Genomic DNA, 24,481 nt, shown 5'->3' with positions numbered 1-24,481 from the left:
GCATTCTTACTCGGGATCCGCACTCGCAATTGGGCCCTAGTGCAGATCCCGAGAGATGGTGCAGATCTTGCCTTGTAGTCGGGTGTTAGAGCTGACCGTGTTGGGAGTCGAAGGTGACGACTCGGCCGCCGAGTTGGACCTGGGCGCCGGGGGTCAGTTTCACCGGGTGGCCGGGGATGGCGCGGGTCCAATCCTGGTGGCCTGGTTGGCGGACGTGGGTGCCGTTGGTGGAGCCGCCGTCTACGACGGTGACGTCCCAGTCGATGAGGCGAATCTCGGCGTGGGCGCGCGACATTCCGCCGGAGAGGTCTTCCAGGCGGACCGGGCGGGCACCGTGGGCGACGGCCTCCGCGTGTTCGGGTTCACGGCCGAGTACGCAGTCGTTGTCGAGGACGAACGAGGTGCCGTCGTCGAGTAGCAGCAGGCCGAGCGGTGGGCGGACGCCGTCGGTGAGCACGCAGGTCAGCTGGTCCATTCGGATGCCGCAGACCGCGCAGAACGACACCCGCGGATCGTTGAGATGGTCACGCGCGCATTTGAATCCCTTGACCACGACACCGGGATCGATCGACTCCAGCGCGGCATGGTCGAGGATGCGCGACACCATCGTCTCGGCAGGCACCATGGTCTCTTCGAACTCGATGTTGCGGACGGGATCCTGAACCTGGTCGTGCGCCCCGGAGTCGTGTTGCGCGACGCCCGGCTGCTCGCCGCTGTACGCCTGCGCAACCTTCTCCGACTCCCCCGTGCCTGCGGGCTTCTGCAGATTCGGCATCGCGACATGCGGTGTCGCCGGACTCACGGACGGCGATTCTTCGCTCGGCCACTCGGCATTCGCGCCGTAGGAGTCCGGCGCCCCGCTCACCGGCGACGAGTCGTCGGACCACTCGGCATCAGCGGCGGGGTACGACTGCTGTGGACGCGGCGGAGTAACCGGCACACGCGGCGACGGTCCGCTCATGGATGACGAGCCTTCGATCGGCCCGGTGCCCCCAGGCACATCCCGCGACCAACTCGACGGCTCCCCCGCGAGCGGTGCCGAGCTTTCGCCGACCGAACCGGCGCTCCCCGACACGGGATCGCCAGGGAACCGTGGCGAACTCGGGGGCTCTCCCGCAAGCGGTGACGAATCGTCATAGGACGACTCGGTACTCGCCGGACCAGGGAAGCGCCGCCCGCTCGACGCCCCACCTACGCGGGGCGACGAGTCCTCGCCTAGTGGCCCAGGTATCGCCTCGCCGGGGTAGTGCGCCGCGCTCGAGGACTCCACCGCAGCGTGCGCTGACGCGCCATAGCGCCGCGGCTCGCCACCGGTCGACGCCGCAGGGGCCTCTCGCGAAATCGGCGACGTGCTGTAGTTCTCCGTCAAAGCATCCAGAGATTCGTCTCGCTTCCGCAGATCCGGCAGCCGCTCCGGCTCGGGCATGTGGTGCGGCTCCGACCCACCTTGCGGCGCGGGGCCATCGTGGTGCTCGGATACGCGCTGCGGCTCGAACACATCTCGGTGCTCGGACACTGGCTGCGGGTCGTATACACGCTGCGGCTCAGACACAGGGTAGGGCTCGGCCACCCGCCGCACATCTTGCTGCTCCGCGCCATGCCGAGGTTCGAACCAGCTATGCGGAACTTCCGCGGCAGCATCATCGCCAGCCGCGGACAACCACAGCACCGCACCCGCCCCCGGCGCCGTACCCTCTCCCAACGCGAAAACCCCACGCGCAGGCAACATCTCACCCTCGCGCCCCACCTCGTCCACGAACAACCCGGCCCCGATCCCCGGCGCAGGCGTCACCACCCGGTCGATAGTGAACCCCGCCTCCCGCCCCCGCAAGATCTCCGACCGCTCCGCCCCGGCCAACACCGCCGTCACCCCACCATGCAGGAACACCGCGATCCCACCGTCCCCCGGCGTGATCACCCCGAACTCGACCTCGTCCTCATCCCCGTTCTCCAACCCCATCAACCAATTCGTGGCCATCCGCGCCACCGTCCGCCCGCGCCGCCGCGGCTCCTGCGAACTCGCTTGCCGCACGATCCCGAGCAGCTCCGTCATTGCCCGCGCCGCTACCGAATCCGCGGTCACCGCGCCCTGGACGCGATGCGCGACCACGACGACAACACCTCCGGCGCCGGCCACCAGGTGACCGCCGGGAAGAACTTCGATCTGTGTACTCACAAGAACCTGCCACCCTGAAACCGCCACCGATGAAACACAACCCGCATGGGCCCATTGACGATGAGCCAGAACACAATCCAGGTGACGATGAACTGAATCAAGAACGCGGTCAGCGACGGATGCAGCGACTCAGGCAACACGACGGTCGTGTACCGCACGAGCACCCACATGAGCGCCCCCTCGTTGACCATGGTCAGAAAGCCGAACAAGGTCGGCCAATCCTTTTCCCAGCGGAACTGCTGTAAGAAATGGTAGAGCAACTCCCACAGCACCCCGACCAGAACGGTGGCGAGCAGGATCGGCAACGTGACGCGGTAGGCCTGCCCGAGACTCAGCGATCCCGTCGGCAGCAACGGCGTGATGATCAGCGCGACGAAGAACCCGATCACGCTCAGCGCAAGGACACGGGTCTGAATTCGCCCGTTCAAAGTTGGAAGCATCAGCTCAGATCTTCTTGTTCATGACCCATGACCACCACTGGCTCGTCGAGCGCAGTGGACCCATCCGACGGCAGAACCCCAGCGCCGCAAGATCGTCCGCGATCTCCTGCGCGGCGATCTGCAGACCGAGGAAGGTGTCGACCCCGACGAACGGCCCGCCGAGTGTCGCGCTACCGGATGCATAGATGCGTCCTGTGCCACTTCGGGTGCCGATCAACTCGAAGGTGGTGTCCACGTCGAGCCGTCCCACCGGATTACGCCCGGCCCCTGCGTGATCGAGCAGATCGGCCAGCAACCGATGCTCCCGGATATCGGCCTCGAGCCCGGTGCAGTCAATGATGTAATCCACTGTCGTATCGAACGGCTGCGTAGGCGGTGGGGTCGGCAACTCTGCGGTGGGGTCGGGAATGATGGTGGCGACCACGCCTTGTCGTCCCTCGGCGGGCCGCGGCGCCCGCATGGTCCCGGCCATCACCTGATACCAGCCCTGCTTGCGTCCGCGCTTCAACTGCTCCTGCCACGAGTAGCGGATCGGCGTATTGGTCCCCGAGATCTCCTTGTACGCCTCGGCCCGCTGCTCACCTTGCAGCGAACGCATCTTCTGCTTGAGCTGTCCGCCCCACACCGACTTCGGATAGTTGAACCCTTGATACGCCCAGCCGTCGGCGCCCTTGCGCCGGTTGAACATGTTCTTGCCGTGCGCCTTGGCGATATAGGTGCGGAACAGATGCAGGATCTGCGTGTTCAGCTGCAACCTGTCCCGATCGTCGATGAGCCGCTGCAACACCCGGCTCGCCACGATCCCGCTACCCCGGATCAGCACCGTCCCCGGCCTGCGCTGCAACGCCTGATAGACGTGCTCGTGCGGCTCGTAGGCGTTCACCACCCGCGTCGGATCGCGATGCGTCTCTCGATACTCCTGTAGATCCGGCAGCAGCTTCAGCCCTGGATACCCCACGGCCACATGCACATACGTGCTGCGAAACGCCACCCGCTTGGTCGGCGTCGACCCCGCGGCCGGGGTGAGAATCGTGAAGTAGCCGCCACCGTGACGCTTGCGCGCCATGCGCACTTGCCCACGATGCAACGATTTCGCGTAGTCGATGCGCCGGAACTCGCGTTCCATCCCGACGAACGCCTGCCCCGCCCGCGGCGTGTAGTAGTTCGCGAAGATCGGCTCCACGAAGACATTCCACAGCGGCTTGATTGACTTGTCCGCGATCGCCTCGCGCACCGCATACGACGGGAAGCCCCACATGTTGTCCGGCTCCGAAGCCGAGTCGCTGCGCAACCGCTCACCGCGCGGAATCTGCGACACCCGCGTCAGGTACTCATAGGATGACCACGGGTACTCCTGTGGCCCGAGCACGGCCATCGCCTGCGCGGGCACCCCGAAGATCCGCAACGTGTCGTAGGTGACGAACGACCCGATCCCACTGCCGATCGTCACGAACGGCACATCGATCACCGGAATCCCGGTGCTGTCCAGCATTTCATCGGTCCACACGTCGGTATCGACGAGGGCCTGGGTTAGATCGCCCCGCATTGCGGGGACTCTACCGGCCGATTCTTACGGATAACTTGCGATGTTCCTTCAGCGGCAAGCATTCCCGGTGACGCGCGGCGACCATCGCCGCGACGCGCGGGAACCTACCTGCCCGGCGCGACGCGCGGAGGCCGATCTACCCCAACATGCCACGGACGAGACCGTCGCGGACGTAGCATGCGCTGGTGGCCGACTCGACTCGTTCCACCCCTCTGCGGGTACTCGTTTACAGCAACGACGCCGACACCCGGCGCCAGGTGATCCTGGCACTGGGCAAACACCCGCACCCCGAACTACCTACCCTCGACTACCTCGAAGTGGCCACCGGCCCCGTGGTGATCGAGCGGATGGACGCGGGCGGCATCGACCTGCTCATCCTCGACGGTGAGTCGGCGCCGATCGGCGGGCTGGGCATCGCCAAGCAACTCAAGGACGAAATCGAGCACTGCCCACCGGTGCTCGTGCTCACCGGACGCCCGGACGACGCCTGGCTGGCCAACTGGTCGCGCGCGGAGGCGGCGGTGTCGCATCCGATCGATCCGATCCGGTTGACCGAGGCTGTGGTCGGCTTGCTGCGCAACCGTTCGGCAGCCTGAACCGTCCCCGTTTGCCACACTCAATTATGCAGAGTGTGCATCAATAGTTCGTTCTTCACCTGCAGGCGCTGCACTTTCGTCGATTCGGACAAACCCGCCCAAACCTCCCGGGCTCGAGTCGTGAGTCAACCGCTCCGACATGACGACTCGAGCCCATCGGTGACCGGGATGGCAGACCGGAAGAAGCCCCGAAAACCTCAGCAACACGGCCGTTTTCGCAGCACAGACTGACCGGTCAGCCAACGTCACGTGACAACACCCCGGATTACCCCCGTTTCAGTCATGAATCGACGTCGTGAATTCGATTAAACGCAGCAGCCGAACGTGCAGCACTAAGAGCGATCAGTTGTAGGCTGTGCCCTAGCTCACACCAGCGCGGGTACCAGCCCCACCCGCGTCGAGCAGGCCATGGGGCGTGTCTGGCCGAGGCGGACAACGACGTCAGCCCGCCTCGGAAGCTGCCGTCCGGCAACGGACGACCCACCCGCAGGCTCCAGCTCGCAAGGAGGGGCTTGCGCAGATTAGAGGGAGAGCGCAGTCGTGAATATCGAGATGCCCACTCTGGTTTTAGGCGCGATCGCCGCGGCGTTCGCGGTGTTCTCCATCATCATGGCGGCCCTCGTCGGCCCCAAGCGGTACAACCGAGCCAAGCTCGAGGCGTACGAATGCGGCATCGAACCGACCCCGCACGCCATCGCCGGCGGCCCGGGAAACGTGACGGGCCAACGCTTTCCGGTGAAGTACTACCTCACCGCCATGCTGTTCATCATCTTCGACATCGAGATCGTGTTCCTCTACCCGTGGGCAGTCCACTTCGATGCGCTCGGTCTCTTCGGTCTTGCCGCGATGGCGTTGTTCATCTTCAACGTCTCCGTGGCCTACGCCTACGAATGGCGACGCGGCGGGCTCAGCTGGGAGTGATTGCCGCGCAACGTGTTCGGGCGACGAGTGGAAGTGAAGGTTAGTCGGATATGGGGTTAGAGGAAAAACTGCCCAGCGGATTCCTGCTGAGCACTGTCGAGGACTTTGCCGGGTTCATGCGTAAGGGCTCGTTGTGGCCCGCCACCTTCGGCCTCGCCTGCTGCGCCATCGAGATGATGGCAACGGGCGGTGGCCGTTTCGATATTGCCCGCTTCGGCATGGAGGCGTTCCGCGCCTCGCCGCGGCAGGCCGATCTGATGATCGTCGCCGGGCGGGTCAGCCAGAAGATGGCCCCGGTGCTGCGTCAGGTCTACGACCAGATGACCGAACCGAAATGGGTGCTCGCCATGGGCGTGTGCGCGTCCTCGGGCGGCATGTTCAACAACTACGCCATCGTGCAGGGCGTCGACCACGTCGTTCCGGTCGACATCTACCTGCCCGGCTGCCCGCCGCGGCCGGAGATGCTGTTGAACGCGATCCTGGCCCTGCACGCCAAGATTCAGGAGACGCCACTGGGCGTCAATCGCGAAGAGGCCATCAAGGCCGCCGAGGCGGCGGCGCTGGCCTCGACCCCGACCATCCGGATGGAGGGTCTGCTGCGATGACGTTCGATTCGTCCGACAACACCACCACCGCGCACGACGAAACCGACGCGGGCGCCACGGCGGGCCCGGAAGGCACGCTGCCCACCGAGGACGACCAGCAGGCGTCCGGCGCCGAGGTGATCGGCGTGCGGCACGGCATGTTCGGCGTTACCGGCTCCGGCGACACCTCCGGCTACGGTGGCCTGGTCCGGCCGGTCAGCCTGACCGGCAGCACGCCGACGCCGTACGGCGGCTACTTCGACGAGGTCGTCGACGCCCTGCGCACCGCGCTCGGCGCGGCAGGCACCCGGCTGGAGACCGCGCTGGAGAAGATCGTCGTGTTCGGCGGCGAACTCACCCTGCACGTGCACCGCGAGCACCTGGTGGCGGTCGCCCAGGTGTTGCGTGACCATCCCGCACTGCGTTTCGAGCTGAGCCTCGGCGTCAGCGGCGTGCACTACCCCGACGACGCGGGCCGCGAACTGCACGCGGTGTATCCGCTCATGTCGATCACGCACAACCGGCGGCTGCGCGTCGAGGTGTCCACTCCCGACACCGACCCGCACATTCCGTCGCTGTTCGGGGTGTACCCGACCACCGACTGGCACGAGCGGGAAACCTACGACTTCTTCGGCATCATCTTCGACGGGCACCCCTCGCTCACTCGAATCCTGATGCCCGACGACTGGCGCGGTCACCCCCAGCGCAAGGACTACCCGCTGGGCGGGATCCCGGTCGAGTACAAGGGCGCGCGGATACCGCCGCCCGACGAGCGGAGGGCGTACAACTAATGAACGAAACCGACACCCGGCCCGACGTCGCAGGCGACGCTGGGCCGGAACCGACTGTTGTCACCGTCGCCGGTCAGGACTGGGAAGAAGTCTCCGACTCGCTGCGCGGCGCCGGTGAAGAACGCATCGTCGTCAACATGGGCCCGCAGCACCCGTCCACGCACGGCGTGCTGCGGCTCATCCTCGAGATCGAGGGCGAGACGGTCACCGAGGCCCGCTGCGGCATCGGCTACCTGCACACCGGCATCGAGAAGAACCTGGAATTCCGCAACTGGACCCAGGGCGTCACCTTCGTCACCCGGATGGACTACCTGTCGCCGTTCTTCAACGAGACGGCGTACTGCCTCGGCGTGGAGAAGCTGCTCGACATCACCGACGCAATCCCGGAGCGCGTCAGCATCATTCGGGTCATGCTGATGGAGCTGAACCGGATCTCCTCGCACCTGGTGGCGCTGGCCACCGGCGGCATGGAGCTCGGCGCGCTCACCCCGATGTTGTTCGGCTTCCGCGAACGCGAGCTGATCCTCGACGTGTTCGAGACCATCACCGGCTTGCGGATGAACCACGCCTACATCCGGCCGGGCGGCCTGGCCCAGGATCTGCCCGACGACGGCGTCGCGAAAGTCCGTGAGCTGCTTGCCCTGATGCCGAAGCGGCTCAAGGACATGGAGCAGCTGCTCACCTCGAACCCGATCTGGAAGGCTCGCACGCAGAACATCGGCTACCTGAACCTGCAGGGCTGCATGGCCCTCGGGATCACCGGCCCGGTGCTGCGTGCGACGGGGCTGCCGCACGATCTGCGCAAGGCGCAGCCGTACTGCGGTTACGAGAACTACGAATTCGACATCCCCACCACCACGGGCTGTGACTGCTACGGCCGCTACGTGATCCGGGTGGACGAGATGAAGGAATCGCTCAAGATCGTCGAGCAGTGCCTGGACAAGCTGCGTCCCGGCCCGGTGATGGTCGACGACAAGAAGATCGCCTGGCCCGCCGACCTGGAGATCGGCCCGGACGGACTCGGCAACTCCCCCAAGCACATCGGCAAGATCATGGGCACGTCCATGGAGGGCCTCATCCACCACTTCAAGCTGGTCACCGAGGGCATCCGGGTGCCGGCCGGTCAGGTGTACACCGCCGTCGAGTCGCCGCGCGGCGAACTGGGTGTGCACATGGTCAGCGACGGCGGCACCCGGCCCTACCGGGTGCACTACCGCGACCCCTCGTTCACCAATCTGCAAGCGGTGGCGGCTACTTGCGAGGGCGGCATGGTCGCCGACGTCATCGCCGCGGTCGCCAGCATCGACCCGGTAATGGGCGGAGTGGACCGATGACCGAAATCATGTTGAAGCTGAGCACCCGTCCGGAGCCGTTCCAGCCGTTCGTGCGGCAACGGCTCGAGCTGGACGCCAAGGAGATCATCGGCCGCTACCCGGAGCCGCGGTCGGCGCTGCTGCCGCTGCTGCACCTGGTGCAGGCCGAAGAGGGTTGCGTCACCGGCACCGGCATCGACTTCTGTGCCGACCAGCTGGGCTTGACCGGCGCCGAGGTCACCGCGGTGGCCACCTTCTACTCGATGTACCGGCGCACCCCGACCGGCGACTACCACGTCGGCGTGTGCACCAACACGCTGTGCGCGGTGATGGGTGGCGACGCCATCCTCGCCCAGCTGGAACGCCATCTCGGCATCGGCCACGGCGACACCACCGCGGACGGGAAGATCACCCTCGAGCACGTCGAGTGCAACGCGGCCTGCGATTTCGCGCCGGTGATCATGGTCAACTGGGAGTTCTTCGACAACCAGACCCCGGAATCGGCTCAGGCCCTGGTGGATTCGCTGCGCGCGGGTCAGCAGGTGACGCCCACTCGTGGCGCGCCGCTGTGCACGTTCAAGGAGACCGCGCGCATCCTGGCCGGTTTCCCGGACGAGCGCCCCGGCGTCCTCGATCACGCGGCCGGGGCAGCCACGCTGGCCGGTCTCGAGGTCGCGCGCGAGCAGAACATGAGCGCTCCTGGGCCGCAACAGAATTCGGAGGGCGCTAAATGACGCTGACCCCCGTACTCAGCAAATACTGGGATGACCCGCAGTCGTGGACGATGGACACCTACCGCCGCCACGACGGCTACCGGGCGCTGCGCAAGGCGCTGGCCATGGAGCCGGACCAGGTCATCCAGACCGTCAAGGACGCCGGACTGCGCGGCCGCGGCGGTGCGGGCTTCCCGACGGGCATGAAGTGGAGCTTCATCCCGCAGGGCGCCGGACCCGACGGCGTGAGCAAGCCGCACTACATGGTGGTCAACGCCGACGAGTCCGAACCCGGTACGTGCAAAGACATTCCGCTGATGCTGTCGAGCCCGCACACGCTCATCGAGGGCATCATCATCGGCTCCTACGCCATCCGCGCCGCGCACGCGTTCATCTACGTGCGCGGTGAAGTGGTGCCGGTGCTGCGCCGACTGCAAGCCGCCGTCGCGCAGGCCTACGAGGCCGGTTTCCTGGGGCGCAACATCCTCGGTTCCGGTTACGACCTCGAACTCATCGTGCACGCCGGAGCCGGTGCCTACATCTGTGGCGAGGAAACCGCGCTGCTGGATTCCCTGGAAGGCCGACGCGGTCAGCCGCGACTGCGTCCGCCGTTCCCTGCCATCGCGGGTCTCTACGCCTGCCCGACCGTGGTGAACAACGTGGAATCCATTGCCAGCGTGCCGCCGATCATCCTCAACGGCACCGCCTGGTTCCGTTCGATGGGCAGCGAGAAGTCCCCCGGGTTCACGCTGTACTCGCTGTCGGGTCACGTGAACCGGCCCGGCCAGTACGAGGCACCGCTCGGTGTCACGCTGCGCGAACTGCTGGGCTATGCCGGTGGCGTGCGTGAGGGGCACACGGTGAAGTTCTGGACGCCGGGTGGTTCGTCCACGCCGCTGTTCACCGATGCGCATCTGGATGTGCCGCTCGACTACGAGGGTGTCGCGACGGCCGGATCCATGTTGGGCACCAAGGCATTACAGATCTTCGACGACACCACCTGTGTGGTGCGCGCGGTGCTGCGCTGGACCGAGTTCTACATGCACGAGTCCTGCGGCAAGTGCACCCCGTGCCGGGAAGGCACTTACTGGCTCGTCCAGCTGCTGCAGCGGATCGAGTCGGGCCGGGGCACCGAGTCCGATCTGGACAAGCTGCTCGATATCAGCGACACCATCAACGGCAAGTCGTTCTGCGCCCTCGGCGACGGCGCGGCGAGCCCGATCATCTCGTCGCTGAAGTACTTCCGCGACGAGTACATCGAACACGTCACCAGCGGCGGCTGCCCGTTCGATCCGGCTCGGTCCACCGCGTGGTCGAACGGCGTTGGGGCCGTGCCGCATTCGCGCGATCAGGCCGCAGCACACACGGAAGGAGTGCGATGACTGCCACTGTGAATGCCAATACCAGCGGGGTCGTCCCCGCGGATCTGGTGACCGTCACCATCGATGACACCACCGTAAGCGTGCCCGCGGGCACGCTGGTGATCCGGGCCGCCGAGCTGATCGGCATCCAGATCCCGCGCTTCTGCGATCACCCACTGCTCGACCCGGTCGGCGCCTGCCGCCAGTGCATCGTCGAGGTCGAGGGCCAGCGCAAGCCGGTTGCCTCGTGCACCATGACCGTCACCGACGGCATGGTGGTGCGCACCCAGCTCACCTCCCCGGTGGCCGACAAGGCGCAAGAGGGTGTGATGGAGCTGCTGCTCATCAACCACCCGCTCGACTGCCCGGTGTGCGACAAGGGCGGTGAATGCCCGCTGCAGAACCAGGCGATGTCCACCGGTCGCGCCGAAACCCGGTTCGAGGGCGAGAAGCGCACCTATCCCAAGCCTATTCCGCTGTCCACCGCGGTGCTGCTGGACCGGGAACGCTGCGTGCTGTGCGCGCGCTGCACCCGCTTCTCCCAGCAGGTCGCCGGTGACCCGTTCATCGAACTGCTGGAACGTGGTGCGCTGCAACAGGTCGGCACCGCACAGGCCGAACCGCTGGATTCCTACTTCTCCGGCAACACCGTGCAGGTCTGCCCGGTCGGCGCGCTGACCGGCACCAGCTACCGGTTCCGCGCCCGCCCGTTCGACCTGGTGTCGAGCCCGAATGTGTGCGAGCACTGCGCATCCGGTTGCGCGCAGCGCACCGACCACCGCCGCGGCAAGGTGCTGCGCCGATTGGCCGGAGACGACCCGCAGGTCAACGAGGAATGGAACTGCGACAAGGGCCGCTGGGCATTCGCCTACGCGACCGAACGTGACCGGCTCACCACGCCGCTGGTTCGCGGCTGGGACGGCAACCTCGCACCCGCCTCCTGGTCCGAGGCGCTCGCCGCGGCCGCGGAGGGTTTGGCTGCCGCGTTCGGTAGCGCGGGTGTGCTGGTGGGTGGTCGCGTCACCGAAGAGGACGCTTACACCTACGCCAAGTTCGCGCGAATCGCCTTGGGCACCAACGATGTCGACTTCCGCGCCAGGGCGCACTCGGCCGAGGAGGCCGACTTCCTCGCCGCGCGCGTCGCGGGCCAGGGCATGGCGGTCAGCTACGACAACCTGGAGACCGCGCCGATCGTCCTGCTCGTCGGATTCGAGCCGGAGGAAGAGTCGCCGATCGTCTACCTGCGACTGCGCAAGGCCGCACGCAAGCGTCGGCTGCCGATCTACTCGATGGCCCCATACTCCTCGCGCGGCCTGGATCGGATGTCGGGCAAGCTGATGCAGGCGATGCCCGGCGCCGAACCACATCTGCTCGAAGCGGTCCGCTCGGGCGAAACCGCAACGCCGGGAGCCGATCCCACGCAGATCGCCGACGTGACGCGACTGCTGCGCGAACCCGGCGCGGTGATCATGGTCGGCGAGCGGATGGCCGGAATCCCCGGTGCGCTGTCCGCCGCCGTCCGGCTTGCCGACGAGACCGGTGCCGCGCTCGCATGGGTGCCGCGTCGCGCGGGTGAACGCGGTGCGGTCGAGGCCGGTGCACTGCCGGGCCTGCTGCCCGGCGGTCGTCCGGTAGCGGATCCGCAAGCCCGCCAACAGGTTCGGTCCGTATGGAATGTGCCGGACCTGCCGGTTACCGCCGGTCGCGACACCGCCGCCATCCTGGAAGCCGCGCCCGGTCTCGGTGCACTGGTGGTCGGTGGCGTCGACGTCACCGACCTGCCGGACCCGAGCGGTGCGCTGGCCGCCATCGATGCCGCACGATTCGTCGTCAGCCTGGAACAGCGCCACAGCGCGGTCACCGATCGCGCCGACGTCGTGTTCCCGGTCGCCACCGCCATGGAGAAGTCCGGCACCTTCCGCAACTGGGAGGGCAGGCCGCGTCCGTTCGCCGCCGCACTGGGCGACGACATGGTGCGCCGCCAGTCCGCCCCGCTGTCGGATCAGCGTGTGCTGCAAGCGATTGCCGACGAGATGAAGGTGCGCCTCGGCCTGCCCGACACCGACGCGGCCCGCGCCGAACTCACCGAACTCGGCGCCTGGGACGGCGCGCCGGTCGCGCCACCCGCGCACCGGCCGCATCCACTGACCCAGCCCGGACCCGGCACCGCAGTGCTGGCCAGCTGGCGGATGCTGCTCGACCTGGGCCGCCTGCAGGAGGGCGAACCCAACCTGGCGGGCATCGCCCGCACCCCGGTGGCCCGGCTGTCCCCCGCGACCGCCGCCGAAATCGGCGCCGCGACAGACGATCTGGTCACCGTCGCCAGCGAACACGGCACCGTCACACTGCCGCTGGTGATCACCGACCTGCCCGACCGGGTGGTCTGGCTGCCGCAGCACTCACCGGGCAGCTCGATCGCCGAACAGTTGGCCACCCAGCCCGGCGGCATCGTGCAGTTGCGGCGGGCCGACGAGCGGATGAAGGAGCACAGGCATGAGTGAGCGCAGCGAACGAATCATGACACAGCGTGCGTCGCTCGTGCCGCCGCCGAGCGCTAGCGAGGTGCAGGCATGAGTGACCTCAGTTTGTTCGGCCACGACCCCCTGTGGCTGGTGATCGGGAAATCCGTCGCCATCTTCCTCTTCCTGCTGCTCATCCCGATGATCGCGGTGGTCGCGGAACGAAAGATCGTGGCGCGCATGCAGATGCGCATCGGCCCGAACCGGATCGGCCCGTTCGGCATGCTGCAGAGCATCGCCGACGGCGTCAAGATGGCGCTCAAGGAAGACATCATCCCGGCCATCGTGGACAAGCCGATCTTCATCATGGCGCCGATCATCTCGCTGATCCCGGCGGTGATGGCGTTCGCGGTGATCCCGTTCGGCCCCGAGGTGTCCGTCTTCGGCCATCACACCGCGCTGCAACTCACCGACATGCCGGTGGCGGTGCTCTACATCCTCGCGATCACCTCGATCGGCGTGTACGGCATCGTGCTGGCCGGCTGGTCGTCGGGTTCCACCTACCCGCTGCTGGGCGGACTGCGCTCGACCGCGCAGGTGATCTCCTACGAGATCGCGATGGCGCTGTGCTTCGCCACCGTGTTCCTGCTGACCGGCACCATGTCCACCTCGGGCATCGTGGCCGCGCAGAACGACACCTGGTACGTCTTCCTGCTGCTGCCCTCGTTCCTCATCTACTGCGTCTCCATGGTCGGTGAGACCAACCGGGCGCCGTTCGACCTCCCCGAGGCAGAGGGCGAGCTGGTCGGCGGCTTCCACACCGAGTACTCCTCGCTCAAGTTCGCCATGTTCATGATGGCCGAATACATCAACATGGCAACGGTTTCCGCGCTCGCCACCACCCTGTTCCTCGGTGGCTGGCACGCACCGTGGCCGTTGAGCCTGTGGGCGGGCGCCAACCAGAACTGGTGGCCGGTGCTGTGGTTCACCGCCAAGGTGTGCCTGTTCCTGTTCGTGTTCATCTGGTTGCGCGGCACGCTGCCCCGCCTGCGCTACGACCAGTTCATGAATCTCGGTTGGAAGCTGCTGATCCCGACCTCGCTGCTGTGGGTCATGCTGGTCGGCGGCGCTCGGGTCTTGCAGACCGAGGGCTACCACGTGCAGACCCCGGCGCTGGTCATCGGCGGCCTGGTGATCTCCGCGCTGATGGTGGGGTCGTTCCTGCGGGCCGGACGTCGGGGTGGCGCCGAGCCACCGGCCGAGCCGGAACTCGCGGCACCGACCGCGGATTCGGCGGTCTTCCTCGGCTTCCCGACACCGCCGCTGCCCGAACATCCTCGCCCGGTAGCGAAGTCGGGTCTGTTCGATCCGCTGGCCGGGTTCCTGGTCACCGCGGCGACCATGTTCAAGAAGCCGAACACCGAGTTCTATCCGGAACAGAAGGTGCCGACCGCGCCGCGCTACCACGGGCGTCATCAGCTCAACCGGCACCCGGACGGGCTGGAGAAGTGCATCGGCTGCGAGCTGTGCGCCTGGGCCTGCCCCGCCGACGCGATCTTCGTCGAAGGCGCGGACAACACCGAGACGGAACGCTTCTCGCCGGGTGAACGGTACGGGCAGGTCTATCAGATCAACTACCTGCGCTGCATCGGCTGCGGACTCTGCATCGAGGCGTGCCCGACCCGGGCACTGACCATGACCAACGATTACGAGATGACCGACGACAACCGCGCGGGCCTGATCTACGAGAAGGACCGGCTGCTGGTTCCGCTGCAGCCGGGCATGACCGCGCCCCCACACGCCATGCAGCCCGGCACCGACGAGGGCGACTACTACCTCGGCAACGTGCTCGGTGACATCCAGCAAACCAACGGCAGCAACGGAAACGCCGCGCCGGACAGTCCGAAGCAACCCGCCGTCGCGGGCGTGGAAGGAGGGTCGCGGTGAACGAATTCATCCTCGCCGCCGAGCCGCTCACCCGGACCTCCACCGGTGAGGCGGTGAACTTCTGGGTGCTCGCGCCGCTGGCCACCATCGGCGCGCTCGGCATGGTGTTCGCCCGCAAGGCAGTGCATTCCGCGATCTGCCTGGCCGCCACCATGATCATCCTCGCGGTGTTCTACATGGCCGAGGACGCGCTGTTCCTCGGTGTCGTGCAGATCGTCGTCTACACCGGCGCGGTCATGATGCTGTTCCTGTTCGTGCTCATGCTGGTCGGTGTCGACTCCGCCGAATCGCTGAAGGAGAACCTGCGCGGGCAGCAGCTCGCGGCGGCGGCGGTCGGTCTCGGCTTCGGGCTGCTGCTGATCAGCGGTATCGCCCGCGGCATCCGGGAATCCGAGATCAGTTTCCCGGCAACCGGATTCGCGGGTCGCGACGTGATCGGCGGACTCGCCGAGCTGATCTTCGTTCGCTATGTGTGGGCGTTCGAGCTCACCGGCGCGCTGCTCATCACCGCCACCATCGGCGCGATGGTGCTCGCGCACCGCGAGCAGTTCGGTCCGAAGATCGGCCAGCGGGAGATGTCGGTGCGCCGGTTCCGCGAGGCGGGCCACCGGGCCACCCCGCTGCCGACACCGGGCGTCTACGCCAGGCACAACGCGGTCGACATTCCGGCCAGGCTGCCCGACGGGTCCTTCGAGGAACTGTCGGTCAGCACCATCCTGCGGCACCGCCGCACCCGGGCGCTCACCGAAGCGGCCGTCATCTCGGTAGCGGCGCAGGATCCGGCGCCTGTCGGCGCGATCGCGACCGAGAACCAGAGCGACGAGGAAGGCAAGCGGTGAATCCCCAGAACTACCTGTTCTTGTCCGCCCTGCTGTTCACCATCGGCGCGGCCGGAGTGCTGCTGCGGCGCAACGCCATCGTGGTGTTCATGTGCATCGAGCTGATGCTGAACGCGGTGAACCTGGCGTTCGTCACCTTCGCCAGGCTGCACTCGAACCTGGACGGCCAGGTGTTCGCGTTCTTCACCATGGTGGTCGCCGCGGCCGAAGTCGTTGTCGGCCTTGCCATCATCATGACCATCTTCCGCGCCCGCCGTTCGACCTCGGTCGACGACGCCAACCTGCTGAAGTTCTGACATGGCGGCGACTATGCAAGATATGGCTACGCTCTGGCTGCTGCCCGCCCTGCCCCTCGCAGGCGCCGTAATCCTCCTGCTCACCGGTCGTTTCAGCGACAAGTGGGGTCATCTGCTCGGCACCCTGATGGCTTTGGCCGCGTTCGTGGTGGCCGGCATCGGGTTCTTCGACATGGTCGGGCGTGACAACGCGCAACGCGGCATCCACACCGACCTGTTCAGCTGGGTTCCGGTGGCCGGGCTGCAAGCCGACTTCAGCCTCCAACTGGACCAGCTGTCCATGTGTTTCGCGCTGCTGATCACCGGCGTCGGCTCGCTGATCCACATCTACTCCATCGGCTACATGAGCCACGACCCGGGACGGCGGCGATTCTTCGCCTACCTCAACCTGTTCCTCGCGGCCATGCTGCTGCTGGTGCTGGCGAACAACTACCTGGTGCTCTACCTCGGCTGGGAAGGCGTCGGCCTGGCGTCCTACCTGCTGATCGGGTTCTGGTACCACAAGCCCACGGCGGCAACGGCGGCCAAGAAGGCGTTCGTGGTCAACCGAGTCGGTGACATGGGGCTGGCGATCGCCATGTTCGTCATGTTCTCGACCTTCGGGTCGATCAACTTCTCCGACGTGTTCGCGGGTGCCCCGCAGGCCGGGGAAGGGACACTCACCGCGATCGGATTGCTGCTGTTGCTGGCCGCGTGCGGTAAGTCCGCGCAGGTGCCGCTGCAGTCCTGGCTCGGGGACGCGATGGAAGGCCCGACCCCGGTGTCGGCGCTCATCCACGCGGCCACCATGGTCACCGCCGGTGTGTACCTGATCGCGCGGTCCGGTCCGATCTTCGATCTGGCACCCGATGCGCGACTGGGCGTTGTCCTGGTCGGTGCGGTGACCCTGCTTTTCGGTGCCATCGTCGGTTGCGCGAAGGACGACATCAAGAAGGCACTCGCGGCTTCGACCATGAGCCAGATCGGTTACATGGTGCTGGCCGCGGGCCTCGGCCCGGCCGGATACGCCTTCGCCATCATGCATCTGCTCACCCACGGGTTCTTCAAGGCCGGGCTGTTCCTCGGCGCCGGTTCGGTGATGCACGCGATGGACGACGAGACCGACATGCGCCGCTACGGCGGACTGCGCAAGCTGCTGCCGATCACCTACGTCACCTTCGGGCTCGGCTACCTCGCGATCATCGGAGTGCCGCCGTTCGCCGGGTTCTTCTCCAAGGACAAGATCATCGAGGTGGCGTTCAACCAGGGCGGCGCAAGCGGTTTGGCGTTGGGCACGGTGACGCTGCTCGGCGCGGGCATCACCGCGTTCTACATGACCCGCGTGATGATCATGACGTTCTTCGGTGAGCGGCGCTGGAAGCCCGACACTCATCCGCACGAGTCCCCGGCGACGATGACCGGGCCGATGATCCTGCTGGCCATCGGATCGGTCGCGGCGGGTGCGTTGTTCGCGTTCGGTTCGTCGCTGCAGAACTGGCTCGAGCCGGTGGTCGGTGCGCATCACGGTGCGGAAACCGTGCCTGCGGGTGTCGTCACGGCGCTCGCGCTGATGGTGGTCGCCATCGGAGTCGGGTTCGCCTACTACCAGTACGCGCAGCGCAGCATCCCCGATACCGCACCGGAAGCCGTGTCCGCGTTGACGATCGCGGCCCGCAAGGATCTCTACGCTGACGCGTTCAACGAGGCGGCCCTCATGCGGCCGGGCAGCTACCTGACCCGAGCGCTGGTGTTCCTCGACAGCCGCGGCATCGACGGGATCGTCAACGGGACGGCCGCGCTGATCGGCGGGCTGTCCGGTCGGATCCGGCGAGTGCAGACCGGCTTCGTGCGGTCTTATGCCCTGTCCATGTTCACCGGCGCGGCCCTGGTGGCTGCCGCCCTGCTGGCGGTGAGGTTGTGGTGAAGGACTTTCCCTGGTTGACCACGTTGTGGTTGGCGCCTGCGATCGGCGCGGTCATCGTGTTGCTGCTGCCCGCCTCGCAACGCATGCTCGCGCGGTGCCTGGCGTTGGCGGTGTCGGTAGCGGTGCTCGTGTTCGCTGTTGTGCTGGCGGTGCGCTTCGAACCCGGTGGCGCGCAGTACCAGTTCGTCGAGGACCACGAGTGGATTCCGGCCTTCGGCGCCGGATACACCGTCGGGGTCGACGGGATCGCGCTGGTGCTGGTGCTGCTCACCACCGTGCTGGTGCCGTTGCTGATCCTGGCGGGCTGGCACGACGAGCGTGAGGTCGGCAGCGGGCGGCGAGTGTCGCACACCTACGTCGCGCTGACCTTGCTGGTCGAGGCGATGGTGCTGATCTCCTTTGTCTCGCTCGACATTCTGCTGTTCTACGTGTTCTTCGAAGCCATGTTGATTCCGATGTACTTCCTCATCGGTGGCTTCGGACCGCGGTCGGCGAATCTCGAATTGCGGCAGCAGCGGTCCCGGGCGGCGGTGAAGTTCCTGCTGTACAACCTGTTCGGCGGGCTGATCATGCTGGCCGCGGTGATCGGGTTGTACGTGGTCACCGCGCGGGACGGACTCGGCGCGGATGCCGCGGGCACGTTCGACTTCCGCACGGTGGTCGCCGCGGCCAACTCCGGACACCTCACCGCGGCACCCGCGGTGCTCAACGCGCTGTTCCTCGGGTTCATGTTCGCGTTCGCGGTGAAGGCGCCGCTGTGGCCGCTGCACACCTGGCTGCCCGACGCCGCCGTCGCCGCGACACCGTCTAGTGCGGTGCTGATGATGGCGGTGGTCGACAAGGTCGGCACGTTCGGCATGCTGCGGTACTGCCTGATGCTGTTCCCGGACGCGTCGAGTACCTATGCGCCGCTGGTCATCACCCTGGCCGTGATCGGCATCATCTACGGTGCGCTGCTGGCCATCGGGCAGACCGATGTGATGCGGTTGATCGCCTACACCTCGATCTCGCACTTCGGGTTCATCATTCTGGGCATCTTCGCGATGACCAGTCAGGGCCAGACCGGTGCGACGTTGTACATGGTCAACCACGGCATCTCCACCGCCGCGCTGTTCCTGATCGCGGGATTCCTGGTGTCGCGTCGCGGAACTCGGGTCATCGCCGATTTCGGCGGGGTGCAGAAGGTGGCGCCGATACTGGCGGGCACCTTCTTCATCTCGGGTTTGGCGACGCTCTCGTTGCCCGGGCTCGCGCCGTTCATCAGTGAATTCCTGGTGCTGGTCGGCACATTCGCCCGCTACCAGGTCGCCGCGGTCATCGCGACCGGTGCGCTGGTGCTCGCGGCGCTGTATGTGCTGTGGATGTACCAGCGGATGATGACCGGGCCGGTCAAGGAGGGCAACGAGCGCATCTACGACCTGGTGCCCCGCGAGCTCGCGGTGGTGGTGCCGTTGATCGCGGCGCTGCTGTTCCTCGGTGTCTATCCGAAACCGATCCTGGACTTCATCAATCCCGCGGTGAGCCAGACGTTGACGACCATCGGCAAGCACGACCCCGCACCGGCGGTGCCCGCGCTGCCCGAGGCGGGTAAGGCCGATCATCCCGGAGGTGTCCACAAATGAGTCGCACCAGTGTTCGCGTCGTTATCGCTCTCATCGTCGCGGGTCTGCTCGCCGCGGTGATCTCCTTCTCGAGGACGGCCTAAGTGACTTCCTTGGACTACGGAACAACCCTCGCAGCAACGATTCCGGCGCCGAGCATCGAATACGGGCATCTTTCGCCGATGCTCATCGTGTTCGGTGTCGCGGTGATCAGTGTCTTGGTCGAGGCGTTCATGGGGCGGCGGTTCCGGTTCGGTGCACAGCTGCTGCTGAGCCTCGTCGGGTTGGTCGTCGCACTGGTCGCGGTGGTGCTGTTGGCGGGCACGTCGGCCACCGCGGTGGGTGGGGCGGTTGCCGTCGACGGGGTGACGCTGTTCCTGCAGGGCACCATTCTGGTGGTGTCGATTCTCGGGGTGCTGTTCATGGGCGAGCGCGGTGCCGAGCCGCGGGTCGAGGCGCGTAGCGGGCCCGGGACCTGGAGTGTGGCCGCGGCGACGCTCGGGCGCGGGGTGGATGCGTTTACGCCGCAGGCGTCTTCGGTGCCGGGGAGTGCGATGGAGCGGACCGCGCTGCGGGCCGGGATCGCGACGACCGAGGTGTTTCCGTTGACGCTGCTCGCGGTCGGCGGGTTGCTGCTGTTCCCGTCGTCGAATGATCTGCTGACCATGTTCGTCGCGCTCGAGGTGTTGTCGCTGCCGCTGTATCTGCTGTGCGGGCTGGCCCGGCGTAAGCGGTTGCTGTCGCAGGAAGCGGCGCTGAAGTACTTCCTGCTCGGCGCGTTTTCGTCGGCGTTCTTCCTCTACGGGGTTGCGCTGCTGTACGGGCAGGCGGGGACGGTCCGGCTGACCGGGATCGCCGATGCCATTGCGCTGCATCCGGATAACGCGATGCTCGCGTTGCTCGGTGTGGCGCTGCTGGCGGTGGGGCTGCTGTTCAAGATCGGTACCGTGCCGTTCCAGTCTTGGGTGCCCGATGTGTATCAGGGTGCGCCTACGCCGGTTACGGCGTTCATGGCCGCGGCGACCAAGATTGCGGCAGTCGGTGCGTTGTTGCGCGTGCTGCAGGTCGCGGTGCCCGGGTTGCGTGATGATTGGCGGCCGGTGCTCGCCGCTATCGCCATCGCCACCATGGCTGTCGGTGCGGTTATGGCCATCACGCAGACCGATGTGAAGCGGATGCTCGCGTATTCGTCTGTCGCGCATGCCGGTTTCATTCTGACCGGTTTGATCGCGGCCAACGACAAGGGTGTCTCGGCGATCCTGTTCTACCTCGCCGCCTACGGTTTGGGGACCGTCGGTGCGTTCGCCGTCGTCAGCCTCGTTCGCGACGCCAACGGTGAAGAAGCCAGTGCGTTGTACCAATGGGCCGGCCTCGGTCGGCGCTCCCCCTGGCTCGCCAGCGTCTTCGCCCTGTTCCTGCTCTCCTTCGCTGGTCTCCCCCTGACCAGCGGATTCGTCAGCAAGTTCGCCGTTTTCGAAGCCGCCGCCGCAGGCGATGCCACCTTCCTGGTGATCGTCGGCGTCATCTGCAGCGCCATCGCGGCCTTCTTCTACATCCGCGTCATCGTCCTCATGTTCTTCACCGACCCACCCACCGACGCACCAATCGTGGTCTCCCCCTTCCTGACCACCACGGTCGTCGCCTTCGGCGCCGGAGCCACCATCGCCCTCGGCATCTTCCCCCAGATCCTCCTCGACCTGGCCGACCGAGCCGCCACCTTCGCCCGCTGAAGTAGTTCTTTACTGCCTACGTCTGCCGCACACCCCGTTTCGGGTGTGCGGCAGACCCATTGGTGCGCGTCTACGGCTCGCCCGCCACTCGCCGCTACCTCGGCGTGCGGGCACAACTGGATTCGGCGAAACGCCCCTGCCGAGCCCCGGAATGCGAGGAACGTTGACTCTGCTTTCGCGTTGTCACGTCGCTACTTCTGCCACAGATCGGACTTCACAATGCGTTATCGCCTTTCCGTCATCGCGCTGCTCACCTGCGGATCGGCCATGGTGGGGCTGCCAGCCGCTGCCTCGCCCGCCACGCACATGACAAACGATTTCCGCATGGGTCTGCAGACAGTCACGGTCAAGGGCCGACTGTTCTGCAACGGTCAGCCGTCGAACTCCCAGCAGTCTTATGTTCAACTTGTCAACAAGCGGGTCGGCTTCGACGACCGCACAACGCGGACCTCGGACAGTGACGGCACCTTCATCCTGGCTCTGACAGTCGACCGAAACTTCACCATCACCCCGGAACTCGTCGTCTACACCGGCTGCGTCGCACCCCCGCACTGCAATAGACAGCTCATGTTTCCGGTGCCCGACAAGTACATCAACAGCCAAACGCCCTACGACAAGGGCACTATCAACCTCGAGACACGACAAACCAACGAGGACACCGTCTGCTGAATCACTCCGACGCACTGCGAGTGCCACCTTGCAACGATGACGGCTGCGGGTACCGAGGTACCCGCAGCCATCGATCCAGGGGTTGTCAGTGGAGGTAGGAGGCGCCGTTTACGTTCAGGACGGAGCCGGAGGTCCAGGTGGCTTCCGGTGAGGCGAGATAGCGGACGGCGGAGGCGATTTCGTTGGGGGCGGCGACTCGGCCGAAGGGGCTTTGGGCGCGGACCTCGTCGGTGACGCGGTGGGCCACTCGGTCGGTGGCGACGAAGCCGGGGGCGACGGAGGCGACGGCGATGCCGTGGGGTGCCAGTTCCACCGCGAGTGATTGGCCGAGGGCGTGGACGGCGGCTTTGCTTGCGCCGTAGCCCGCGTATTCGGGTTCGCCGCGGAAGGCGCCGCGGGAGCCGATGTTCACGATTCGGCCGGCGATGCCCTTGTCGATCATGTGGCGGGCGACGCAGTAGGACATGTTGGCGGTGCCGAAGACGTTGACGTCCATGGTTTGTCGCCAGGCCTGCTGCCAGTCGGCGTAGTCGGTGTCGGTCACCGGGTGGGCGATGTTTACCGCGGCGTTGTTGACCAGGACGTCGATCGTGCCGAGTCCTTCGATTGCCGCGTCGACGATTCCGGCGACGGCGTCCGGGGAGCCGATGTTTCCGTTGACAAGCAGGTGGCCGTCGCCCGGCAGGCCGCGCAATGTCTCTTCGCCATCGTCGCGACTCGATGAGTAGTGGACCGCCACTCGATCGCCGATCTCCGCGAACGCCAAGGCGATTGCTCGCCCGATTCCCCGCGAGGCTCCGGTTACCAATACGCCTCGGCTCATTCTGTGATCACCATGCGACAAGCTTGCCATCACGGTTCGGCACTAGTCGCTCGATATACGCGGTCGGTGATTCAGCACGCCAGCCTTCCCGTAGGGCGGGAGCCTGGTAGCCAACTCGCTTGCTCGAGTGGAGGTCGGCTCGCATTGCGCCAATCGATGCGTTGCCAGGATGCGGCGGCTTCGCGGGAATGGGGGACGTCGCCGGTCCTCTCGAGAAGCGGAGTTCGCGTGATGGCGCCAAGCCGGGCAACCGTGCGGGGCATCCCGATCCGGCCCGGTCCACCCTCGTCTGCGCGCGGGTCGTCGCTTCGAATCTCCCTGGAGCCCTGGGCTATTCGGTTACGGTGGCACCTGTGTGGAGCGCGAGCCCGGACTGCGCGGCGACGTCGGCGCGGAGCAGACCGGCGTTGTCGATCTGGTAGGTCGGGCCCGTGCAGGTGCCCGCCTGCACCGTGCCGTGCATGACATCGCAGTAGCGGCCCGCCGGAAGCGAGGTGTGGTAGACGCCTGCGGTTTCCGGGAAGTCCTCGCCATTGAGCACGAGGTATCCCTCGGCGCCACGGCCGAATGCGATCCGGTTGCCGCCGTTGTCGGACCAATCGACCACCGGCTGACCTTGCACCTGCTGATGGAAAGCGACCATGGGGCCGATGCCCGGCCAGGCGTGTTCGCACAACCAGTGGCCGTCGCCGCAGTTGGCGTCCATGGCGCGGCCGTGCGGATCGGAGGGTGGCGGCTCGTCGTAGGAGGTGAATGCGTAGCCGCTGAGCACTTTCGGGCGACCGTAGGGCCAGGCGAGCATGAACGCGTTGGCCAGGGTGTATCGGTCGCCATCGGCATAGGTGAGCGTGGAACCGAGGTGTTCGGTGTCGTGGTTGGCCACGAAGACCACCGTCTTGTCGGACGGCAGGGCCGAGCTGAAGGTGCGGAGCCAGGCGAGTCGACCTTGCCGGAAGATCTGGCTCAGGGTTCCGGCGTAGCGGAGGTCCATCACGGCGCCGGTGGCGGTGTACTCCTCGGGTTGCACGGCTTCCTGCCAGCCGTAGATGACCTCTTGGTAGACGTAGGCCGGTCGGGTGAGGCGCTGCTCGATGGCCGCGATGTCTTCCGGCGGAACATATTTGGCCGAGTCGATGCGGAATCCGTCGACGCCGAGGGAGAGCAGATCGTTGAGGTATCCGGCGATCCGGTCCCGGACAGAGTCGTCGCCGGTCGCCAGGTCCGCGCCGTTGAACGACTGGCAGTTGAACACCTGGGCGCGGTCCGCGAGGTTCTCGACGGTATTGCCCGGTGTTCCGCAATGATGAAAGTCGCGGTCGGTGTAGGGCACGGCGGGATACAACTCGTGGCAATACGGTGTGAGCGCACTACCGATTCCGCACCCCGCCAGCGCGGACATATTGTTGATCACCGCGTCGATGTACACCTGCACACCTGATTCGTGGCAGCTGCGGACCATGGACGCCAGCTCGTCACGCGTCCCGAAACGACTGTCCAGCTTGTAGGACACCGCCGAGTAGCTCTGCCACCACGGAAACCCCTGCTCCGGCCACAGCGAATGCTCCTCCGGCGGCGAGGTCTGCACGGCGCTGTAACCCAGCCTGCCGAGCGTCGCCTGACATTCGCGCCCGATGGATCGCCAGTTCCACCCGAACATCTGCGCGATCACATCCCGCCCCACAGGCTCCTCCGCCGCCTGTGCCGGGACCGCAACCCACGTCGTCGTCACCGCAGTAACCAGCGCGAACACCCATACGCGGACCATGGGGCGAC

General features: G+C 66.4%; 20 protein-coding genes. 15 read left to right on the top strand and 5 right to left on the bottom strand.

All coding sequences use genetic code 11. The annotated features are described in order from the left end of the window. Positions 1 to 85: 85 nt before the first annotated feature. The 3 genes from ACQPW1_RS25365 to ACQPW1_RS25355 are packed head-to-tail and all read right to left on the bottom strand — an operon-like array spanning position 86 to position 4,162. Entirely contained in the window at positions 86 to 2,176 is a 2,091-nt protein-coding gene (locus ACQPW1_RS25365) for an FHA domain-containing protein (protein WP_433653996.1), read from the bottom strand. Continuing rightward, complete coding sequence (locus ACQPW1_RS25360) at positions 2,173 to 2,616, bottom strand: hypothetical protein (RefSeq protein ID WP_433653994.1); 444 nt, start codon at positions 2,614 to 2,616, stop codon at positions 2,173 to 2,175. Before ACQPW1_RS25360 ends, ACQPW1_RS25365 begins: the two co-directional genes overlap by 4 nt. Positions 2,617 to 2,620: 4 nt before the next feature. Beyond that, positions 2,621 to 4,162 carry a hypothetical protein gene (locus ACQPW1_RS25355; protein ID WP_433653993.1) on the bottom strand — a complete coding sequence of 514 codons (1,542 nt, stop codon included), beginning with the start codon at positions 4,160 to 4,162 and terminating at the stop codon, positions 2,621 to 2,623. Positions 4,163 to 4,347: 185 nt separating this feature from the next. On the opposite strand from ACQPW1_RS25355, the gene ACQPW1_RS25350 reads away from it, so the two are divergent. The 15 genes from ACQPW1_RS25350 (at position 4,348) to ACQPW1_RS25280 (ending at position 21,885) form a co-directional block, all read left to right on the top strand. Beyond that, positions 4,348 to 4,758: an Rv3143 family two-component system response regulator gene (locus tag ACQPW1_RS25350; protein WP_433653991.1), complete on the top strand. Its 411-nt coding sequence runs from the start codon at positions 4,348 to 4,350 to the stop codon at positions 4,756 to 4,758. Between the two features lie 552 nt (positions 4,759 to 5,310). Then, entirely contained in the window at positions 5,311 to 5,679 is a 369-nt protein-coding gene (locus ACQPW1_RS25345) for an NADH-quinone oxidoreductase subunit A (protein WP_433665332.1), read from the top strand. A gap of 50 nt (positions 5,680 to 5,729) precedes the next feature. Then, entirely contained in the window at positions 5,730 to 6,284 is a 555-nt protein-coding gene (locus ACQPW1_RS25340; protein ID WP_396970174.1) for a NuoB/complex I 20 kDa subunit family protein, read from the top strand. Then, the gene (locus tag ACQPW1_RS25335) at positions 6,281 to 7,054 is read left to right on the top strand and encodes an NADH-quinone oxidoreductase subunit C (protein ID WP_433653990.1); all 774 of its coding nucleotides are present in this window, start codon (positions 6,281 to 6,283) and stop codon (positions 7,052 to 7,054) included. Before ACQPW1_RS25340 ends, ACQPW1_RS25335 begins: the two co-directional genes overlap by 4 nt. Further along, positions 7,054 to 8,388 (top strand): NADH dehydrogenase (quinone) subunit D, encoded by a 1,335-nt coding sequence (nuoD, locus tag ACQPW1_RS25330; RefSeq protein WP_433653989.1) that lies wholly within the window; start codon positions 7,054 to 7,056, stop codon positions 8,386 to 8,388. The genes ACQPW1_RS25335 and nuoD overlap by 1 nt, the downstream gene beginning before the upstream one ends. After that, positions 8,385 to 9,101, top strand: coding sequence for an NADH-quinone oxidoreductase subunit NuoE (gene nuoE, locus ACQPW1_RS25325; RefSeq protein WP_433653987.1), 717 nt, complete (start codon positions 8,385 to 8,387; stop codon positions 9,099 to 9,101). The genes nuoD and nuoE overlap by 4 nt, the downstream gene beginning before the upstream one ends. After that, positions 9,098 to 10,462: an NADH-quinone oxidoreductase subunit NuoF gene (gene nuoF, locus ACQPW1_RS25320; protein ID WP_433653986.1), complete on the top strand. Its 1,365-nt coding sequence runs from the start codon at positions 9,098 to 9,100 to the stop codon at positions 10,460 to 10,462. Before nuoE ends, nuoF begins: the two co-directional genes overlap by 4 nt. Further along, a complete protein-coding gene (locus tag ACQPW1_RS25315) occupies positions 10,459 to 12,942 on the top strand; it encodes an NADH-quinone oxidoreductase subunit G (RefSeq protein ID WP_433653985.1) in 2,484 nt (827 codons plus the stop codon). Before nuoF ends, ACQPW1_RS25315 begins: the two co-directional genes overlap by 4 nt. Before the next feature lie 69 nt (positions 12,943 to 13,011). Beyond that, on the top strand, positions 13,012 to 14,847 hold the full coding sequence (gene nuoH / locus ACQPW1_RS25310; RefSeq protein WP_433653984.1) for an NADH-quinone oxidoreductase subunit NuoH: 1,836 nt from the start codon (positions 13,012 to 13,014) through the stop codon (positions 14,845 to 14,847). Then, a complete protein-coding gene (locus ACQPW1_RS25305; protein WP_433653983.1) occupies positions 14,844 to 15,686 on the top strand; it encodes an NADH-quinone oxidoreductase subunit J in 843 nt (280 codons plus the stop codon). The genes nuoH and ACQPW1_RS25305 overlap by 4 nt, the downstream gene beginning before the upstream one ends. Continuing rightward, complete coding sequence (nuoK, locus tag ACQPW1_RS25300) at positions 15,683 to 15,982, top strand: NADH-quinone oxidoreductase subunit NuoK (RefSeq protein WP_040735043.1); 300 nt, start codon at positions 15,683 to 15,685, stop codon at positions 15,980 to 15,982. Before ACQPW1_RS25305 ends, nuoK begins: the two co-directional genes overlap by 4 nt. A gap of 13 nt (positions 15,983 to 15,995) precedes the next feature. Then, complete coding sequence (nuoL, locus tag ACQPW1_RS25295; protein ID WP_433653982.1) at positions 15,996 to 17,885, top strand: NADH-quinone oxidoreductase subunit L; 1,890 nt, start codon at positions 15,996 to 15,998, stop codon at positions 17,883 to 17,885. Beyond that, positions 17,882 to 19,507, top strand: a complete 1,626-nt coding sequence (locus tag ACQPW1_RS25290) for an NADH-quinone oxidoreductase subunit M (RefSeq protein WP_433653980.1) — start codon at positions 17,882 to 17,884, stop codon at positions 19,505 to 19,507. Before nuoL ends, ACQPW1_RS25290 begins: the two co-directional genes overlap by 4 nt. 83 nt (positions 19,508 to 19,590) lie before the next feature. Continuing rightward, a complete protein-coding gene (gene nuoN / locus ACQPW1_RS25285) occupies positions 19,591 to 21,216 on the top strand; it encodes an NADH-quinone oxidoreductase subunit NuoN (RefSeq protein ID WP_433653979.1) in 1,626 nt (541 codons plus the stop codon). Positions 21,217 to 21,540: 324 nt separating this feature from the next. Further along, positions 21,541 to 21,885 (top strand): hypothetical protein, encoded by a 345-nt coding sequence (locus tag ACQPW1_RS25280; protein ID WP_433653978.1) that lies wholly within the window; start codon positions 21,541 to 21,543, stop codon positions 21,883 to 21,885. 85 nt (positions 21,886 to 21,970) lie between these two features. On the opposite strand, the gene ACQPW1_RS25275 is transcribed toward ACQPW1_RS25280, so the two are convergent. Both ACQPW1_RS25275 and ACQPW1_RS25270 read right to left on the bottom strand, forming a co-directional pair. Then, complete coding sequence (locus ACQPW1_RS25275) at positions 21,971 to 22,708, bottom strand: SDR family NAD(P)-dependent oxidoreductase (protein ID WP_433653977.1); 738 nt, start codon at positions 22,706 to 22,708, stop codon at positions 21,971 to 21,973. 331 nt (positions 22,709 to 23,039) lie between these two features. Then, positions 23,040 to 24,473, bottom strand: coding sequence for an alpha-amylase (locus ACQPW1_RS25270; RefSeq protein WP_433653976.1), 1,434 nt, complete (start codon positions 24,471 to 24,473; stop codon positions 23,040 to 23,042). Between the last annotated feature and the right edge of the window lie 8 nt (positions 24,474 to 24,481).

This window comes from Nocardia sp. CA-128927, from assembly GCF_050955855.1.
Lineage (GTDB): Bacteria > Actinomycetota > Actinomycetes > Mycobacteriales > Mycobacteriaceae > Nocardia.
This window is presented reverse-complemented; position numbering and strand designations above follow the sequence as displayed.

Coding starts and splice junctions, on each gene's coding strand:
- ACQPW1_RS25360 (WP_433653994.1), bottom strand. CDS start 2,616: ATGCTTCCAACTTTGAACGGGCGAATTCAGACCCGTGTCCTTGCGCTG.
- ACQPW1_RS25355 (WP_433653993.1), bottom strand. CDS start 4,162: ATGCGGGGCGATCTAACCCAGGCCCTCGTCGATACCGACGTGTGGACC.
- ACQPW1_RS25345 (WP_433665332.1), top strand. CDS start 5,311: ATGCCCACTCTGGTTTTAGGCGCGATCGCCGCGGCGTTCGCGGTGTTC.
- ACQPW1_RS25340 (WP_396970174.1), top strand. CDS start 5,730: ATGGGGTTAGAGGAAAAACTGCCCAGCGGATTCCTGCTGAGCACTGTC.
- ACQPW1_RS25335 (WP_433653990.1), top strand. CDS start 6,281: ATGACGTTCGATTCGTCCGACAACACCACCACCGCGCACGACGAAACC.
- nuoD (WP_433653989.1), top strand. CDS start 7,054: ATGAACGAAACCGACACCCGGCCCGACGTCGCAGGCGACGCTGGGCCG.
- nuoE (WP_433653987.1), top strand. CDS start 8,385: ATGACCGAAATCATGTTGAAGCTGAGCACCCGTCCGGAGCCGTTCCAG.
- nuoF (WP_433653986.1), top strand. CDS start 9,098: ATGACGCTGACCCCCGTACTCAGCAAATACTGGGATGACCCGCAGTCG.
- ACQPW1_RS25315 (WP_433653985.1), top strand. CDS start 10,459: ATGACTGCCACTGTGAATGCCAATACCAGCGGGGTCGTCCCCGCGGAT.
- nuoH (WP_433653984.1), top strand. CDS start 13,012: ATGAGTGACCTCAGTTTGTTCGGCCACGACCCCCTGTGGCTGGTGATC.
- nuoL (WP_433653982.1), top strand. CDS start 15,996: ATGCAAGATATGGCTACGCTCTGGCTGCTGCCCGCCCTGCCCCTCGCA.
- ACQPW1_RS25280 (WP_433653978.1), top strand. CDS start 21,541: ATGGGTCTGCAGACAGTCACGGTCAAGGGCCGACTGTTCTGCAACGGT.
- ACQPW1_RS25275 (WP_433653977.1), bottom strand. CDS start 22,708: ATGAGCCGAGGCGTATTGGTAACCGGAGCCTCGCGGGGAATCGGGCGA.
- ACQPW1_RS25270 (WP_433653976.1), bottom strand. CDS start 24,473: ATGGTCCGCGTATGGGTGTTCGCGCTGGTTACTGCGGTGACGACGACG.